Below are 17,338 nucleotides of genomic sequence, written 5' to 3' on the forward strand. Positions count from 1 at the left end.
AGCGGTTCAGTCTTAGCGGTTCAGTCTTTCCGGCTGACGACTGACCTCAGCGCCCCGGCAACGGGCATTTGTGCCCATCCTCGTCGACCCGCACGAAGGTGATGCAGGTCGAGAAGATCTCCTGTTCGGCGCCGGTCTCGAGGTCGTCGGCGAAGACACTCACCGCATAGGTCAGCGAGCTGGTGCCACGGCACGACTCGACGGCCTCGAAGCGCAGCACCGCCCCTTCGCGCACGCTGTGATGGAACTCGACCCGATCCATCCCGACGGTGACCAGGCGACAACCGGGATTGTCGCGACTGGCGGCGATCCAGCCGATCTCATCGACCCACTGCAGCAAGAAACCACCGAACAGATAACCATAGTGGTTGAGATGTCCGGGTCTGACGACCTTGTAGTTTTCCATAAGTGTCCCTCGATGCAACAAAACCTTCAAAAAACCGCGTTTAACTGCGCTGGATCTATATAAAGCCCCGCACGACTTGGGTATTTTTCGCCCCCGCATTCGCTAACGACCTGATCGAGGGGGAAACATGCCCGACACCGCGGCCCTGGGCTGGATCGACATCGTCGTCATTCTGACCTATCTGTTGACGACCGCCTATCTCGGCTGGCTCGGTTATCGCGGCACTCGCTCGGCGGCCGATTTCCTCGTCGGCGGGCGTGGCACCCATCCGATGGTGATGGCCATTTCCTATGGCGCCACCTTCATCTCCACCGCCGCCATCGTCGGTTTCGGCGGAGTGGCCGGGTTGTTCGGCATGAGCCTGTTGTGGCTGGTGTTCACCAACATCGCCGTCGGCATCCTGCTCGCCTTCGCGCTGCTCGGCGAGCCGACCCGCCGACTCGGCCATCAGCTCGGCGCCCACACCTTCCCCGAGCTGCTCGGCAAGCGTTACCAGAGCCGCGCCATCCAGCTCTTCTCCGGCGGGCTGATCTTCCTCTTCATGCCGCTCTACGCCGCCGCGGTGATGACCGGCGGCAGCGTCTTCGCCGCCACCCAATTCGGTATCGACTTCGAGGTCGCGCTGCTGGTCTTCGCGCTGATCACCGCCGCCTATGTCATCCCCGGCGGGCTCAAGGCGGTGATGTACACCGACACCCTGCAGGGGCTGGTGATGATGGGGGCGATGCTGTTCCTGCTGGTGTTCACCTATTCCTCCCTCGGCGGCATCGGCGAGGCCCACCAGGCGCTCACCGACATGGCCGACCTGGTGCCGGCGCCCCTGCAGGAGATCGGCCACCGCGGTTGGACGGCGATGCCCGAGTTCGGCTGGGGTTCGCACCAATATGACCTGTGGTGGATCGTGGTCAGCGGCATCATCCTCGGGGTCAGCATCGGCGTGCTCGCCCAACCGCAGCTGGCGGTGCGCTTCATGACCGTGCGCAGCCGCCGCGAGCTCGATCGCGCGGTCCCGATCGGCGCGGTGTTCATCCTGCTGATGGTCGGCACCCCCTATCTGGTCGGCAGCCTGTCGAACGTCTGGTTCGCCAAGAACGGCCCCGAGATCCACGGCCAGCTGGTCGAGACGCTCGACGGCGAGCACGACCACGCCCTGGTCCAGCCGATGGTGCAGGACGCCACCGGCCACTGGTCGGTCGACCCGGCGCGCGGCCCGGTGCCGCTGATCGTCGCCAGCCGCGATCCCGCACGCGATGCCAGCGGCGCCACCTTCACCCTGCTCGGCGGGCGCTCCACCGCGATCACCGCCGTCGGCGGCGATGCCGACCGCATCATCCCGGCCTATATCGGCGCGGCGCTGCCGCGCTGGTTCGGCGTGGTCTTCCTGCTCGCGCTGCTGGCCGCGGCGATGAGCACCATGTCGAGCCAGTTCCACACCATCGGCACCGCCGCCGGGCGCGACCTCTACGAGCGCATCGGCCGCGGCCGCCAGCGCGAACCGAGCCTCATGGTGATGCGTCTGGCGGTGATGCTGGGACTGCTGATCGCCGTCACCATCAGCTACGCGGTGCGTCAGGAGTACGTGGTCGCGCGCTTCACCGCGATCTTCTTCGGGCTGTGCGCGGCGAGCTTCCTGCCGGCCTATTTCGGCGCGCTGTTCTCGCGCCGGGTCACCCGCGCCGGGGCGCTCGCCTCGATGCTGGTGGGCATGGGCGTGTCGCTGTTCTGGCTGGTGCTGATCAAGTCCAAGGAGGCCGCCGCCATCGGTCTGGTACAGCACCTCACCGGCGGCGAGACCAGCCTGCTGGCCGATCACCCCAACTGGCCGATGGTCGACCCGGTGCTGATCGCACTGCCGGCGGCCACCCTGACGCTGATCCTGGTGAGCGCGATCACCCGCCCGCCCGAGCCCGAACACCTGGCCCGCTGCTTCCCGGAGCGCGCCGCCCGAGACTGAAACACCGGTCGCCATCACCAGCCGGCGCCCCGGACGACGCAACGACGCCCGGCCCGACCGGGCCCCAGCAGGAGAAGACGCATGCTCGGCATCGAAGACCCCTGGGTATGGCTCGCCTATCTCGGCAGCATCCTGGTGACCCTGATCTGTCTGCTCTATGGATGGATCCGACGCAACACCGCGGACGACGAACCCAGCGCCGCGGACCGACTCTGGGCACTCGAAGAACAGCAGGTGGAAGATGCGCTGCGCTAGGCTCACCCGTCCCCTCATCGCGCTCTCGGCGCTGCTGCTCGCGGCCCCGACCCAGGCCGCCGACGACGCCTTCGACTGGGGCGCCGACCTCAGACTGCGCCATGTCTCCATCGGCAACGTCGGCTTCAACAGCGACAGCCCCACCGCCGAACGCAACTTCCAGCGTTATCGCGCCAGGCTCTGGGGCGGCTATGAGATCGACCCCGGCGTGCGCCTCGACGCCCGGCTGATCTGGGAGGGGCGTCACTATGTGCTGCCGACCCCGGGCGCCTGGCCGTTGCCGGGGTTCGAGCGCAACTACAGCGGCGGGGTGCTCTTCGACCGGCTGGTGTTCACCCTCGAGGAGCCGGGCGGGCTGCCGCTCACCCTCAAGCTCGGTCGTCAGGACCTGATCTTCGGCAACGGCTGGCTGGTGCTCGAGAGCAGCCCCTTCGACGGCTCGCGCTCGATCTATTTCGACGCCGCCCGCGCCACCCTCGACCTCCCCGGCGACACCCAGCTCGACCTGGTCTACATCGACCAGAGCGCCGACACCGGACGCTTCCCGCAGGCGCTCAACGGCGAGCTCGAGGATCAGGTCGAGCAACACGAGAGCGGCGTCATCCTCTATGCCCGCAACCGCGCGCTGATCCCCGGCGCCGATCTCGACGGCTACTTCATCTACAAGCACGCACGCCCCAACGAGACGCCCGGCAACCTGCGCTTCAACAACGGCTATCCCTTCACCTCGCCCACCGAGCACGGCGACGTCTATGCCGCCGGCGCGCGCATCGACACCCCGCTCGCCGAGCGCTGGCGGCTGCGCGCCGAGGGCGTTTACGAATGGGGCACCCGTAACGGGCGCGATCTCAACGCACTCGGCTTCAACAGCCGGCTGACGCTGAACCTCGGCGGCGGGCTCGACAGCAAGCTCCATCTCGACTACGAGTATCTCTCCGGCGACGACCCCGACAGCGCCGGCGACCAGGCCTTCGACCCGCTGTGGGGACGCTGGCCGCAGTGGAGCGAGCTGATGATCTATCAGTGGCCGCTCGAGACCCGGGTGGGCGAGGCGAGCAACCTGCACCGCGCCAACCTCGGCTGGATCGCCCAGCTGCTGCCCTCGACCCGCCTCACCCTCGACTACCACGCCCTCTGGGCCGATCAGCACAGCACCCGCAGCGCCGCGCAGCTGGCCAACATCAGCGGCACGGGCGACTTCCGCGGCCATCTGTTCACCGCCTGGCTCAAGACCCGATTCAATGACCATCTCGCCGGCCACCTGATGGCCGAATACCTGCAACCGGGCGATTACTACGCCGCCCACCGCCGCGACAACGGCTACTTCGTCCGCGCCGAGCTCACCCTGAGCTGGTAGGGGCCGCGGTCCCCTTGGTTGCTGCGACGCAACAAGGGGACCGATAATGCAACCAGAATCCTTCTGCACTACGAGAGCGAAACCGAGACCATGACTGGAGAACGGCTTTTGTTGAGCGGCGACGACGCGGTCGCCCTGGGAGCACTGCACGCTGGCGTGCGGCTGGGCACCGGCTATCCCGGCACGCCCTCGACCGAGATCCTCGAGACCTTCGATCGCATCGGCGGCCGCGCCCAGTGGTCGCCCAACGAGAAGGTCGCGCTCGAGGTCGCCTGCGGCTCGGCCTTCGCCGGCGCGCGCACCATCGTCACCATGAAGCACGTCGGCCTCAACGTCGCCGCCGATGCCCTGTTCACCGCCACCCACACCGATGTCGACGGCGGACTGGTGATCGTCTCGGCCGACGACCCGGGCATGGCCTCGAGCCAGAACGAGCAGGACAACCGTCACTACGGTCGCGCCGCCGCCGCGCCGGTGCTCGAGCCGATCGACTCGCAGCAGGCCTACGACTTCACCTGGCTCGGGCTCGAACTCTCCGAGCGCTGGAAGATCCCGGTGATCCTGCGTCTGACCACCCGCGTCTGTCACGCCAAGACGGTGGTGCGTCCGCGCGCACCGCATCAGGACGACAGCGCACTGCGTTTCCGCCGCGACGTCCCGGCGCGGGTGATGATCCCCGCCTTCGCCAAGCCGGCACATCGTCGGCTGCGCCAGAAGCTCGCCGAGATCACCGCCTGGAACGAGGCCGAGGGGCCGATCGAGGAGCACCGGGGCAACCGTGAACTCGGCATCGTCGCCACCGGCGTGGCCGCCGTGCACGCCCGCGAGGCCGCGCCCGATGCCTGCCAGCTGACCATCGGCCTGACCTACCCGCTGCCGCTCGAGCGCATCCGTGCCTTCGCCGCCAGCGTCGACCGTCTGGTGGTGATCGAGGAGGGCGACCCGGTGCTGGTCGACAGCCTGCGCGCCGCCGGCATCGATGCCGAGGGCAAGCCCGAGCAGTATCGCTTCGGTGAACTCAATGTCGCGCGGGTACGGCGCATCCTCGCCCGCGACACCAGCCCCGAGAGCGAGCCGCCGGCGGGCAAGCCGCCGGAGCTCTGTCCCGGCTGCTCGCACCGCGCGGTGTTCGAGACCCTGCGTGATCTCGACTGCATCGTCTCGGGCGACATCGGCTGCTACACCCTCGGCGTACTGCCGCCCTTCTCCGCCATGGACACCTGCGTGTGCATGGGCGCGAGCGTCGGCGTCGGGCTCGGGCTGCGTCACGTCCTCCCCGAGGACGAGGCACGCCGGGTGGTCAGCGTGATCGGCGACTCGACCTTCGTCCACTCCGGGCTCACCGGCATCGCCGAGATGGTCTACAACCCGCCGGCCACTGGCCACGTGGTGCTGATCCTCGACAACGCCACCACCGCGATGACCGGCCAGCAGGAGCACCCGGGCACCGGTCGCCTGCTCGACCACAGCCCAACCAAGCGCATCAGCTTCGAGTCGGTGTGCGAGTCGATGGGCGTCGACAACGTCCATGTGCTCGACCTGCACCGCAACGCCGACGGGCTGCGCCCGCTGCTCGAGGAGCTGCTCGCCCGCGACGAGACCTCGGTGGTGATCACCCGTCAGCCCTGCGTGCTCGCCGCGCCGAAGATCCGGCTCTACGAGAAGGCCGCGGCCGAACAGGCCGAGTGCGCCGCCGCGACCCAGGACTGAACCCGGTCGTCGGCGCCCACCCGGCGCCGACGCCGCCCCGAACCCGGGGCGCGCGCCACGGCACGCGCCCGCACCTTGAGCGAGAAGATTCGATGCAACAGGTCAAGAACATCGTGATCGCCGGACTCGGCGGCCAGGGGGTCATCAAGGCCTCCGACATCCTCGCCGACGCGGCCTTCCGCGCCGGCTTCGACGTCAAGAAGAGCGAGCTGCACGGGATGAGCCAGCGCGGCGGCTCGGTGAGCAGCGACGTGCGCTACGGCGAGGGCGTGCTCAGCCCGATGGTACCGCCCGGCGAGGCCGACGTGCTGCTGGTGCTCGAGGCCACCCAGGTCGAGATCAACCGCCCCACCCTGCGCGCCGGCGGACTGCTGATCGGCCCGGATGTCATCGAGCCCGGCGCGCTGCGCAACCGCAAGAGCCTCAACGTCGCCCTGCTCGGCGCGCTCTCCACCGCGCTCGAGATCGATCAGGCACACTGGGAGGCGGCGCTCCACGCCAACCTCGCCGAGAAGCTCCACGCCATCAACGAACAGGCCTTCGCGCTCGGTCGCGAGGGCGCGGCGCGCCACCTCGGTCAATAACGATCGGCAGGGGCGCGCCGCGCCCCGCCATCCGCCAGCATGGGTCGACCGGGCACGCCCACGGTCGATCCGGATCAAGAGGACACCCATGTTTAAAGAGCTTTGGAACGACGCCGCCGGTGGCTTCCACCCCGCGAGCGCCCCCGACTACCTGCCCGAGCAGGCACTGCGCGAGGTGCAGCTGCGCCGACTGCGCGCCGTGGTCGAGCATGCCTACAAGAACGTGGCGCTGTTCCGCAGTCGGATGGAGGAGCGCGGTCTCACCCCGGAATCGGTCCAGAGCCTCGCCGACATCGCCAAGCTGCCCTTCACCGTCAAGGCCGACCTGCGCGACACCTATCCCTCGGGGCTGTTCGCCGTGCCCATGGGCGACGTGGTGCGGCTGCACGCCTCCTCCGGCACCACCGGCAAGCCGATCGTGGTCTCCTACACCCGCGAGGACATCCAGGTGTGGTCCGAGGTGATGGCCCGCGCGCTGGCCTGCTACGGCCTGCACCGCGGCGACATCATCCAGAACGCCTTCGGCTACGGTCTGTTCACCGGCGGGCTCGGCGTGCACTATGGCGCCGAGACCCTGGGCGCGACCGTGGTGCCGATCTCCGGCGGCAACACCGACCGCCAGCTGATGGTGATCCGCGACTTCGGCGTCTCGGCGCTGTGCTGCACGCCGAGCTACTTCGCCCACATGCTCGAGCGCGCCGAGGAGCTCGGCGTCGACCTGCCGGCCTCGCCGCTGCGCGTCGGCGTGTTCGGCGCCGAGCCCTGGAGCGACGCGATGCGCCGTCACATCGAGGAGGCCGCCGGGATCCGCGCCTACGACATCTACGGGCTCTCCGAGATCGTCGGCCCCGGGGTGGCGAGCGAGTGTACCGAGCAGCACGGCCTGCACTTGTTCGAGGACCACTTCTACCCCGAGATCATCGACCCCGAGAGCGGCGAGCCGCTACCCGACGGCGAGGAGGGCGAGCTGGTCATCACCACGCTGAGCAAGCGGGCGATGCCGATGATCCGCTATCGCACCCGCGACATCACCTCGATCATCCCCGAGCGCTGCGCCTGCGGTCGTACCCTGCGACGGATGCGCCGCATCGAGCGCCGCTCCGACGACATGTTCATCATCCGCGGCGTCAACGTCTTCCCCTCGCAGGTCGAGGCCGCGCTGCTCGCCGTCGAGGGCACCCTGCCGCACTACCAGATCATCCTCACCCGCGATCACGGTCTCGATCAGATGGCCGTCGAGGTCGAGGTCACCGCCGAGGTGTTCAGCGACAAGGTGCGCGCACTCGAGGAGGTGCGCGCCCGTCTGGCACAGTCGATCGAGCGCATCATCGGCATCCGTGTCATGCTCCGTCTGGTCGAGCCGCGCACCATCGAGCGCAGTCAGGGCAAGGCCAAGCGCGTGATCGATCGCCGCCACGACTGAGCGGCCCCGTCGTCGGTGACGACGGCCAGGAAGATGCACAAAGGGGAGTCGAACCCATGAAACTGCAACAACTGTCACTCTTTCTCGAGAACCGTCCCGGCCAGCTCGGGGCACCGCTGGAGGCGATCGCGGCCGAGGACATCAACATCCTCACCCTGTCGCTCGCCGACACCGCCCAGTTCGGCATCCTGCGTCTGATCGTGCGCGAGTGGGAGCAGGCCAAGCAGATCTTCGAGCAAGGCGGCTGGGTGGTGAAGCAGACCGAGGTGGTCGCCGTCGACGTGCTCGACCGCCCGGGCGGCCTGGCCGGCGCGCTGGCGGTGCTCGAGGCCGCCGAACTCAACATCGAGTACATGTATGCCTTCTCGCTGCGCCGCGACGACAAGGCGATCCTGATCTTCCGTTTCGAGGACCCCGACCGCGCCATCGAGGTCCTGCTCGAGCACGGGCTGCACGTGGTCGAGGCCGAGGAACTGATGCGTCACGTCGGCTGACGCCAACCACAGACCCAATGCCAATGTCCAACCAAGACCCCGACTGGTCGAGCGAGAACCGTATCTGGAACCGCAGCGCCGAGACCCTCCCGCGCGAGGAGATCGCGGCGCTGCAACTCGAACGACTGCGCGCCATGGTCGAGCGCGTGGCCCAGGTGCCCTTCTACCGCGATCAGTTCAAGCACGCCGAGATCGGCCCGCAGAGCATCCGCTCGCTGGCCGATCTGCGGCGCCTGCCCTTCACCACCAAGGACGACCTGCGCCGCCACCAGCCGCTCGGCTTCCTCGCCGTGCCGCGCAAGGAGCTGGCGCGCATCCACGGCTCCTCGGGCACCACCGGCGTGCCCACCTTCGTCGCCTACACCGCGCAGGACCTGCGCACCTGGTCGGAGCTGTGCGCGCGCTTTCTCGTCGCCGGCGGGCTGCGCCCGGCGCACACCGCCCAGGTCGCCTTCGGCTATGGCCTGTTCACCGGCGGGTTCGGCCTGCACTACGGCATCGAGCGGGTCGGCGCGGCGGTGATCCCGGCGGCGGCGGGCAACACCCGACGCCAGATCGACATCATGCGCGAGCTCACCCCCGAGGTGCTGATCTGCACCCCGAGCTATGCGCTGACCATCGCCGATAGCGCGCGCGAACTCGGCATGGATCCGGCCACCCTGCCGATGCGCTACGGCCACTTCGGCGGCGAGCCCTGGACCGAGGACATGCGCCGCGAGATCGAGGACCAGCTCGGGCTGCAGGCGTTCAACAACTACGGGCTCTCGGAGGTGTTCGGCCCCGGGGTCGCCGGCGAGTGCCCGCTGCACGACGGCATGCACATCCAGGAGGATCACTTCATCGTCGAGTGTCTCGACCCCGAGACCCTGGAGCCGGTCGCCGAGGGCGAGCCGGGCGAGCTGGTGATCACCAACCTCACCCGCGAGGCCACCCCGCTGATCCGCTACCGCACCCGCGACATCGCCCGGCTCTATCGCGAGCCCTGCGCCTGCGGCCGCACCACCATGCGGATGAGCCGGGTGACCGGGCGCACCGACGACATGCTGATCATCCGCGGCGTCAACGTCTTCCCCTCGCAGATCGAGGAGGCGCTGTTGCGCGTCGAGGGCACCACCCCGCACTATCTGATCGAGGTCGACCGCCCGGGCACCCTCGACGAGGTCCACGTCAAGGTCGAGATGCGCCCGGAGATCTTCTCCGATCGCATGGACCGGATGCAGGGGCTGTGCGAGCACATCAGCCGCGAGATCCAGACCGTCGCCGGCATCCGTGCCCATGTCGACCTGGTCGAGCCGAGATCGATCGAGCGTTTCGTCGGCAAGGCCCGGCGCGTACTCGACAAGCGCCGGCTCAACGACTGACCCAAGGGCCACATCCCAGGAGAGAGCATGACCATGATCCATACCGCGCGCCGAACCCGACTCCCGGCCGGGCTGCTGCTCGCCGCCCTGCTGCTGCCGCTGCTCGCCGTCGCCGGCGACGGCTACTATATCGAGACCGTCAATCGCGGCTCGGCGGTGATGACCGAGGGGCCGCAGGAGAGCCTCACCAAGACCTACATCGCCGCGGGCAAGATGAAGGTGGTCAACAGCGGCGAGAACGCCGACAGCATGATCCTCGACCCCGAGTCCGGGGTGATCACCTTCCTCAACGACGGTCTGCAGCAGTACTTCACCATCAACGTCGACGACGTCGCCAAGGCGATGGCCGACCCGAGCATGGCGCAGATGCGCGCGATGATCAGCGAGACCAAGGTGAGCGTCGAGGACACCGGCGAGACCCGCCAGATCGGCGACTGGGAGTGCCGCAAGTACGCAGTCACCAAGCAGGGCATGATGCAGGTCGAGCAGGAGGTGTGGGCGACCGAGGAGATCGATCTCGACGTCCGTCCCTACACCCGGATGATGCGCATGGCCGGCGCCGGCGACATCCCCGGCGGCGCCGAGCAGATGGCCGAGCTCGACAAGATCAAGGGCTTCCCGATCCTCACCATCAGCACCATGAACATGATGGGCACCGAGGTGCGGACCGAGACCGAGGTCACCGCGGTACGCCAGGAGACGATCGCCGACGACTTCTTCACCGTCCCCGACGACTATCAGCTCAAGGAGATCGGCATGGGCATGGCGCCCCCGGCCGGACACCCGCCGGCGCAGTGATCCGCGCCCCGTGGCCGGCGCGCGCCGGCCACGGCACCCGACTCAGCCCGACCCCGTCCGCGCCAGCGAACCGATCGCCACCCGATCGTACTTGCCCGAGTCGAGCAACGGCAGCGCCGCCACCCGCAGCCAGCTCCGCGGACGCTCCGAGCCCGACAGCGGCCCCGCGCACCACACCGCCAGCTCATCGGCACTCGCCTCGCCACTGTAGACGGCCACCAGCCGATGCCCCCACACCGGGTCCTCGAGCGCGACCACGGCGAGCGCCGTGACCCCGGGCGCCCCGGCCAGCACCGCCTCGACGCGGGCGAGCGAGACGTTGTTGCCGGCGATCACCCGCAGGTCGTCGGCGCGTCCCTGCACCCAGAGCGCGCCCGCGTCGGCGACCCAGCCGAGGTCGGAGGTCTCGAACCAGCCATCGCGCAGCCCCTCGCCGGGGCGCCTGTCGGGGTTGGCATAACCCTGCATCAGCACCGGCCCACGCAGCCACAGCCGCGCCGGCGCCTCGGCCTTGCCACCGCGCGCCGCACAACCGGGTAGCAGCGGCCCGATCCGTCCGGGCGACGGCGCCGCGTGCAGCCGCGCCGAGGTGGCGATCTGCGAGCCGGTCTCGGTCATCCCGTAGGTGACGTGCAGCGGCCAGCCGGCCTCGAGTGCGCGCGCGGCGAGCGCCGGGCTCAACGCCTGACCACCGACCATCACCACCCGCAGCGAGGCCGGTGGCCGCACGCCGTGATCGAGCAGACGCGCCAACATCGGCGGTACCAGCGAGAGATGGGTGATGGCGTGCGCATCGAGATCGTGCGCCACCTGCTCGACGGCGAACCCCTGGTGCAACACCAGGGTCGCGCCGGCCAGGGCGCAGCGATAGGCGATGGCGAGACCGCCGACATGACTGGTGCGCAGACAGCACAGCCAGCGATCGCCGCCCCCGAGCCCGAGGCTGTGGTTGCAGCCGAGCGCCGAGGCGAGCACGGCATCGGCGCCGAGCATCGCCGCCTTGATGCGCCCACCGCTGCTGCCGCTGGTACGGATCAGCAGCGCCGGGGGGCGCGCCGGGGGCGTCCCGGGCCCCGGGCCGAGCCGTTCGAGCCGGGCGCCGAGCGGATCCCAGTGCCACTCGACCGCGGCCAACCGCGCCAGGTCGGCGCGGGCCTCGCGGTCGAGTCCGGCACGATAGGGGAAGAGCGCGGCACCGAGCCGCGCCAGGGCGTGCTGCATCAGCAGCAGATCGAGCACCGGGGCATCGGGGGCGAGCACCAGCTCACCGGCGGCCAGCCCCTGATCGCGGAGCAGCCGGGCACGCGCTGCGACCTCGACGCCGAGCCGATCGTAGTCCCAGCGCTGATCACCACAGACCAGCGCCAGCCCGGTGCCCGAGCACCAGGGGGCGGCGGAGAAGTCGGGGGAGCGAGTGCGCACCGGCATGCCCCGCGGGGCATGCGAAAGTGCATCGGACATCGGTCTACCAGCGGACCTCGAAGACGCAGGTCTCTGCGCCCTTGGCCTGGCAGGCGGTCTCGGTGACCCGCGCCTCGCGCTGCACCAGCTTGCGGTAGAGACGCTCGAAGGTCCCGGCGTAGAAGTCGCAGAGGGGATGCTCGGCGCGGGCGCCGGCACAGATCGGGCCGTCCTCGATGATGAAGCGCGGCGGATAGGCCGGCAGCGCCTCGAACCGACCGGAGCCGGCGAAGGTCCAGGCGTTGCGCCGGATCGCGGTCATCAGCACGCGGCTGGCCAGGGGCGCGGGCAGGATCTTGAGCAGACGTTGCGCCGGGCGCGGGATGCGCCGGGCGAGCAGATAGTCGCCGGTGCGCACGCCGGCATCGCGCGAGACCGCCTTGGCGCCCTCGACCCCGATCAGCTCGCGCAGCGCGACATGGAGCCGGGTCACCTCGCGCTCGTCGACCATGGTCTCGGGCATGGCATCGAGATAGTGCGCAAGGCCCGCGGCCTCGAGCAGCGCCTCGACGCGCTCGCGTCCTTCGAAGGACTCGAGCGCCTCGGCGATGCGAATGATGGCGTTGGGACCGACTCGCCCCGGGGCCGGGACGGTGGTATTGACTGGTTGATTCATTGGACTAGGATCGATCGCCACTGCGTACTGCCCCAGCCACTCGAACCGCCCCGCTCGACACAGAGTCCGTGGAGCAGATAGCGCCCCTCGGGGGTGACCCGGATACCATCCTGGCTGACCTCGACCAGCCCACCGTCGCCATCGCACAGCAGACGATCCTGGTCCTCCTTGAGCGCGGCGGCCGACGCGGCGGGCAGACGCATGTTACACATCAGGGAGACCAGCGCATCACGGCGCCGACGCTCCCGCTCACCCAGTCGCCGTCCCGCGGCGACCGGCAGTTGACCGGCATCGAGCCGTCCCCGCCAGGCACGCAGATCGGACTCGTTCTGCACCAGCACCTCACCCAGCTCACCGACACCGCTGGGGCCGAAGGCGAGCACCCGCGAGGCCGGCAACGGGGTATAGCCGATGGCGGTGCGGTGAAGCTGACCAGCACGCTGGGCGACGGCCAGCTCATCGCCCTCGCGCACGAACAGGTCGAGACCGACCCAGCGATAACCGGCCTTGGTGAAGGCCTCGACGGCCTGGCGGAACAGTGCCAGCTTCTGCTCGGCGCTCGGCAGCATCGCGGCGTCGATGGCGTGCTGGTGGGGACGGCGAACCGGATCGTGATTGTAACTGAAGCAGGAGATGCGGTCGGGGGCGAGATCGATCACCTGATCGAGGGTGGTGCGGAAACCCTCGGCGGTCTGGAAGGGCAGACCATAGATCAGGTCGAAGCTGATGTTCTCGAAGCCGGTGTCGCGCGCGGTATGGTAGACATCGCGCACCATCCCCAGCGACTGCAAGCGGCCGATGGCGCGCTGCACATCGGTGTTGAGGTCCTGCACCCCGAAGCTGACGCGCTTGAAGCCGAGCCCGTAGAGCAGATCGAGCTGGCCGGCCGAGGCCCGACGGGGGTTGCACTCGATCGAGGTGCAGGCATCGGGGGCGAGTGTGAAGTGATGCTCGACGATCTCCATCAACCGGGCGAGCTGGGGCTCGTTGAGATGGTTGGGGGTCCCACCGCCGACATGCAGCTGCACCACCCGGCGTCCCCGCCCGATCAGCTCGGCGACCCGCCCGAACTCACGCTCGAGGGCGTCGAGATAGCCGTCGACCTTCTCCTCGCTATGCGTGATGGTGGTATCACAGGCGCAGTAGAGACAGCGCACGTGACAGAAGGGCACGTGGACGTAGAGCGCGAGATCATCATCCGGGGCACTTGCCAGCTCGGCGAGTGCTTCTCGGTAGAGGGTTTCGCAGAAGGATCGGTCGGAGACCAGACCCGAGGGGGAGAACGGACATCCGCTCGAGGATTGGCCATACCGGTCGAGCAACTCGAACGGCACACTGGTAGAGAGAGGCGCCATGTGTCAAACCTGTCTTCAGGTTGTGCCGCGAACATCCGGGTACCGACGCGACGGACCAGGCCGTGGCCACCCCAAAGTGTCGCAGTCTCGAATCCATCCATATCCGACTCGGAATGTCCGGCGGATTCACGGACCTCGTGGACGAGGGCGCGCGAGCGCTGGACGGCCAGCACGACTCAATGAATCTCTCCGCGAAGAACCTGGCTCAGGATGTCTCGGCACCCCGTCGGGCCGCCGAAAGCATCTTGCAAGCGCTTGTCCAAGCGGGATTTTCCGAATGGATCGAGCACACCGACGGTCTCGTCGATCTGCGCTCAGGACTCCATGCGACCGCGCCGCGCTCGCCATGGCTGGCACCGAGGATTATACGTCGACTGCAGACGAAGCTCTACCTTGTCACGGTGACCGACGAAAAAGTTCCCGGCACCCATGCGGCGCGATGCCGACCACCCCGCTCGACACCTTGCACAGGTAGGCCGAAACCCTCAGAGCCCGGAGGCCCATCCGGTTCGTCGGCCACAGGCGGGGGCGGCATAATCACCGCCCTCGCCGCCCTGCGGGCGGGTGCGCGAAACCGCCGAGCGCAGCGCGCCACCATCCGCACCCGAGCCACCCTGATCATCCTTGGCCGCATCCTGGCGATTCGGCAACGCCCAGGACCAGAGCGCCTCGTCGGGCAGCGGCAGCACCAGCAGCCAGTGCTCGAGCAGCGCCAGCGCGAGCAGTGTGGTGGCCAGGCTCAGGCGCACCGCGGCGGCGCCGGCCGAGTGTGGCGCAATCGCCTCGAGCACCATCAGCACCACCACCACGGTGGAGACGGTGATCGAGATCGGGAAGAGCAGGTTCATGCCGCGATTGGGCATGTAGCTCTTGAGATAGCGCAGATGCTCGGGGAGCCAATCCTCGTTGAGGTTGGGCACACCGAAGAAGAGATTGAGCTTGGCGCTCCAGCGCATCAGCCACAGCACCATGAAGGTCCAGACCCCGACCTGGTTGGGCTGCTCCCAGGCGATCAGGATGAGGAACACGGCGGTGGCGATGATCGCCAGCTCATGATAGAGGCTGGTGAGCACCGCCAGCCAGAAGCGACGCCAGCCACGACAGTCCCGGGGGCAGGCAAGCTTGCGCGGACCGGTGAGAAAGCCGGTGAAATAGCTCATCTCCAACACCCCCCAGATCACCAGACCACAGGTGAAACCGGCATAGGCGGCGAGACGGCCGTCGTGCAGGCTGCTCAGGGCGAAACCGAAGATCGCCACCGCCAGCACCACGATGCCGCCGAGCATGGTCCAGCGGAAGGTGCGACGCGGCAGATTGTCGAGATAGAGCACCACGCCGGTGCCCAACCACCACAGCCCGAGCGCGAAGAGGACTGGGAAACCGAAGTCGGTCATGCGATGCGACCCATTCTGCTGCTGAGGCGAGCCGCAGGGCTCGCCGATATCACCGAGACCATCCGCTGCTCGGTCGCATCAGGGTCGATACGCGCGAGCAGGCGCGTCCCCGCGGGGACGCGCCACGAATGGGCTCACTGGGAGACCGGCTCGGCGTCCAGGAGTTCGGCGAACACGCCTTCGTTGCTCTCGCCAAAGGCGCGCAACCGGATCAGGATCTCGGTTTCCGGATCCTCCAGGGTGATCGCACCGTCGGCGCGACGCGCCACCTGGAAGGGTGCCCCGGCCTCGGCCTGGTGCAGCATGCGCTCGCGCCCCATGCTGCGCAGCACGCCACGCACGAAACCGCCCTCGACGGGCGCGAAGGTCTCGATCAGTTCGCCGGTGGTGTCGTCGTAGACGGCGAGCACGTCCTCGGGCTGCGACTCGAAACGCAGATCCCTGGTCTCGACCGCCGGGGCCACCGGGATCTGCTCCGGCGACATGCCGGTGAGACGCGCGATGCTGATCATCAGGATGATCGAGCCGAGCAGGATCGCGACTGCGATCAGCACGCCCCGCGGAAACGGGCGTTCACCAAATGGATCACTCAAGATGAGACCTCGTCAGGAAGCGGCTGCGGGACTGGACTCGGCCTCGCTGTCGCTCGCGGAATCCTGCTCCTCGCCGCTCTCGGCGAAGGCCTTGAGGGCATCGGCCAGGATTCCGGCGACCCGGTCGACGTCCGGGATCGCCCGCAGCATCGGGCGTGGAGGCGAGAAGGTCCAGGGGCGGACATGGGGCCAGAAGAGCACGTAGGAAGGACGCGCGGACTCAGCGAGCAGCAGGGGGATGTCGCCACAGCCATCGGCGTAGCGACGCAGATCAGCGGTGCGGATCTGCGCGAAGGGCAGATTCATCATCATCGGCAGCGCCACACCGATCCGCATCACCACCCGACGCGAGGTGATGGTGTAGACGGTGGTCCGCGCCATCCCCCAGGCCAGCAACACGAGGGCGCCGATGGCCAGCGCCGCCAGCATGGCGATCCACAGCGTTCCCTGCACCACGGCGGCAACGCCGCCCTGATCCGCCCACCCGAATGCCAGCAGCACTGCCAGCAACAGGAAGTAGACGGCGATCTTCCTGACGTGGAAGACGCGCCGCGCCAGGACGTTCCAGCGCGGCGCGCCCTGCCAGAGCAGCTCCTCACCAGGAGGAAGCTGCTCGGGCAAACCCCGAATAGGCTCGAAGTCGTATTCCTTCACAGCAGGGGCTCTGCACGCTCTTCGGTGGCGTAGAGTTTGCCTGCGGCATAGAAGGCGCAGACCTTGTCCTCTTCATAGAGGGTGACCTGATCCGGGCTGGCCAGGGTCGGCACCTTGGCGAAGTGCTCGCCGCGCAGCGACACCACCTTGACCTTGCCTTCCTTCTTGTTGAAGCGGCAGAAGTTGATCGGCAGCAGCACCTGCTTGCCACCCTGAGCGGTCTTCATCTCGAGGTAACGGATCTGCGGCTCGGAGCGATCGACCCAGACGTCGGTGATGGTGCCGCCGTTGGCGCCGTCGAGACCGACCACGGTCATGCCGCGCGGATCGGGATCCTTGCTGGAGATGGAGAAGTCGGTGGCCACGCGCAGCGGCACGATCTTCGGACGACCGTCCTCGGTGAGGTCGGGGTGCTTCTCACGGTTGGGCGAGGAGCCCGGGCCGACGCCAGCGGTCATCGGATCGCCGATCGGCTCGATCGGGGCACCGAGGAAGGGCGCGATCGGCTTGGCCTTGAGGTTGGTCTCCGGTGCCTTCGGGTTCGGCGCCTGCACGGTACCGCCGTTGTGCGGCAGGATGAAGGTCTTGGGCGCGGGCATGCCGGGGAAACCGACAACCTTGACGCGACCGCCCGAGCGCTCGGTGCGATCGGAGTCGAGCGGATAACCCTCGCGCTTGTCTTCCTGACGCAGGTAGTAGATCAGACCGGCGAAGAAGAACCAGAAAGCCCAGATCGTGAGCTGGGCGACATCGATGTATTCAGTGATGGCAGCATTCATGTTGTGACCTCCGTAGGACAAATGGCCAGCCGGCTAACCGGCCAGACCGAAGCGCGATGACCGCCTTGGACCGGGTCGATGGGCCAGACCCGCAAGCGCACCAGTGACGACCAACGTGGCAGATGAAAAAACGAACTCGCGTGA

17 protein-coding genes are annotated in these 17,338 nt (G+C 68.3%); 9 read left to right on the plus strand and 8 right to left on the minus strand.

From position 1 onward, the window contains the following. Window positions 1-46: 46 nt before the first annotated feature. Window positions 47-406 (minus strand): acyl-CoA thioesterase, encoded by a 360-nt coding sequence (locus ACAM26_RS00685; protein ID WP_123139952.1) that lies wholly within the window; start codon window positions 404-406, stop codon window positions 47-49. A gap of 127 nt (window positions 407-533) precedes the next feature. On the opposite strand from ACAM26_RS00685, the gene ACAM26_RS00690 reads away from it, so the two are divergent. From ACAM26_RS00690 to ACAM26_RS00730, 9 genes are all read left to right on the plus strand, one after another. Next, complete coding sequence (locus ACAM26_RS00690) at window positions 534-2,360, plus strand: sodium:solute symporter (RefSeq protein ID WP_369612937.1); 1,827 nt, start codon at window positions 534-536, stop codon at window positions 2,358-2,360. 81 nt (window positions 2,361-2,441) lie between these two features. Further along, on the plus strand, window positions 2,442-2,615 hold the full coding sequence (locus tag ACAM26_RS00695; protein ID WP_165913431.1) for a symporter small accessory protein: 174 nt from the start codon (window positions 2,442-2,444) through the stop codon (window positions 2,613-2,615). Then, window positions 2,602-3,972: an alginate export family protein gene (locus ACAM26_RS00700; protein WP_369612938.1), complete on the plus strand. Its 1,371-nt coding sequence runs from the start codon at window positions 2,602-2,604 to the stop codon at window positions 3,970-3,972. The genes ACAM26_RS00695 and ACAM26_RS00700 overlap by 14 nt, the downstream gene beginning before the upstream one ends. A 90-nt stretch (window positions 3,973-4,062) precedes the next feature. Then, on the plus strand, window positions 4,063-5,682 hold the full coding sequence (locus ACAM26_RS00705) for a thiamine pyrophosphate-dependent enzyme (protein WP_369612939.1): 1,620 nt from the start codon (window positions 4,063-4,065) through the stop codon (window positions 5,680-5,682). Window positions 5,683-5,774: 92 nt separating this feature from the next. Further along, a complete protein-coding gene (locus ACAM26_RS00710) occupies window positions 5,775-6,266 on the plus strand; it encodes an indolepyruvate oxidoreductase subunit beta (protein ID WP_062272373.1) in 492 nt (163 codons plus the stop codon). Window positions 6,267-6,354: 88 nt separating this feature from the next. Continuing rightward, on the plus strand, window positions 6,355-7,689 hold the full coding sequence (locus ACAM26_RS00715; RefSeq protein ID WP_123139955.1) for a phenylacetate--CoA ligase family protein: 1,335 nt from the start codon (window positions 6,355-6,357) through the stop codon (window positions 7,687-7,689). A gap of 56 nt (window positions 7,690-7,745) precedes the next feature. Beyond that, window positions 7,746-8,183, plus strand: coding sequence for a hypothetical protein (locus ACAM26_RS00720; protein ID WP_005221249.1), 438 nt, complete (start codon window positions 7,746-7,748; stop codon window positions 8,181-8,183). A gap of 23 nt (window positions 8,184-8,206) precedes the next feature. Further along, the gene (locus ACAM26_RS00725) at window positions 8,207-9,544 is read left to right on the plus strand and encodes a phenylacetate--CoA ligase family protein (protein ID WP_082805914.1); all 1,338 of its coding nucleotides are present in this window, start codon (window positions 8,207-8,209) and stop codon (window positions 9,542-9,544) included. Window positions 9,545-9,571: 27 nt separating this feature from the next. Then, complete coding sequence (locus ACAM26_RS00730) at window positions 9,572-10,342, plus strand: DUF4412 domain-containing protein (RefSeq protein ID WP_123139956.1); 771 nt, start codon at window positions 9,572-9,574, stop codon at window positions 10,340-10,342. Window positions 10,343-10,384: 42 nt separating this feature from the next. Here ACAM26_RS00730 and ACAM26_RS00735 read toward each other — a convergent pair whose 3' ends face one another. The 7 genes from ACAM26_RS00735 to puhA form a co-directional block, all read right to left on the minus strand. Beyond that, window positions 10,385-11,803, minus strand: coding sequence for an AMP-binding protein (locus ACAM26_RS00735; protein WP_123139957.1), 1,419 nt, complete (start codon window positions 11,801-11,803; stop codon window positions 10,385-10,387). A gap of 4 nt (window positions 11,804-11,807) precedes the next feature. After that, entirely contained in the window at window positions 11,808-12,419 is a 612-nt protein-coding gene (gene bchJ / locus ACAM26_RS00740) for a bacteriochlorophyll 4-vinyl reductase (protein ID WP_123139958.1), read from the minus strand. Continuing rightward, the gene (gene hemN / locus ACAM26_RS00745; protein WP_123139959.1) at window positions 12,416-13,774 is read right to left on the minus strand and encodes an oxygen-independent coproporphyrinogen III oxidase; all 1,359 of its coding nucleotides are present in this window, start codon (window positions 13,772-13,774) and stop codon (window positions 12,416-12,418) included. The genes bchJ and hemN overlap by 4 nt, the downstream gene beginning before the upstream one ends. Window positions 13,775-14,259: 485 nt before the next feature. Continuing rightward, window positions 14,260-15,168, minus strand: a complete 909-nt coding sequence (gene puhE, locus ACAM26_RS00750) for a putative photosynthetic complex assembly protein PuhE (RefSeq protein WP_123139960.1) — start codon at window positions 15,166-15,168, stop codon at window positions 14,260-14,262. Between the two features lie 134 nt (window positions 15,169-15,302). Continuing rightward, window positions 15,303-15,722 (minus strand): photosynthetic complex assembly protein PuhC, encoded by a 420-nt coding sequence (gene puhC / locus ACAM26_RS00755; RefSeq protein WP_223806025.1) that lies wholly within the window; start codon window positions 15,720-15,722, stop codon window positions 15,303-15,305. A 51-nt stretch (window positions 15,723-15,773) separates the two neighbouring features. Continuing rightward, window positions 15,774-16,415, minus strand: a complete 642-nt coding sequence (gene puhB, locus ACAM26_RS00760) for a photosynthetic complex putative assembly protein PuhB (protein WP_123139962.1) — start codon at window positions 16,413-16,415, stop codon at window positions 15,774-15,776. After that, window positions 16,412-17,194 (minus strand): photosynthetic reaction center subunit H, encoded by a 783-nt coding sequence (puhA, locus tag ACAM26_RS00765; protein WP_123139963.1) that lies wholly within the window; start codon window positions 17,192-17,194, stop codon window positions 16,412-16,414. Before puhA ends, puhB begins: the two co-directional genes overlap by 4 nt. Window positions 17,195-17,338 lie beyond the last annotated feature (144 nt).

It is taken from the genome of Marichromatium sp. PS1 (assembly GCF_041155115.1).
Lineage (GTDB): Bacteria > Pseudomonadota > Gammaproteobacteria > Chromatiales > Chromatiaceae > Marichromatium > Marichromatium gracile.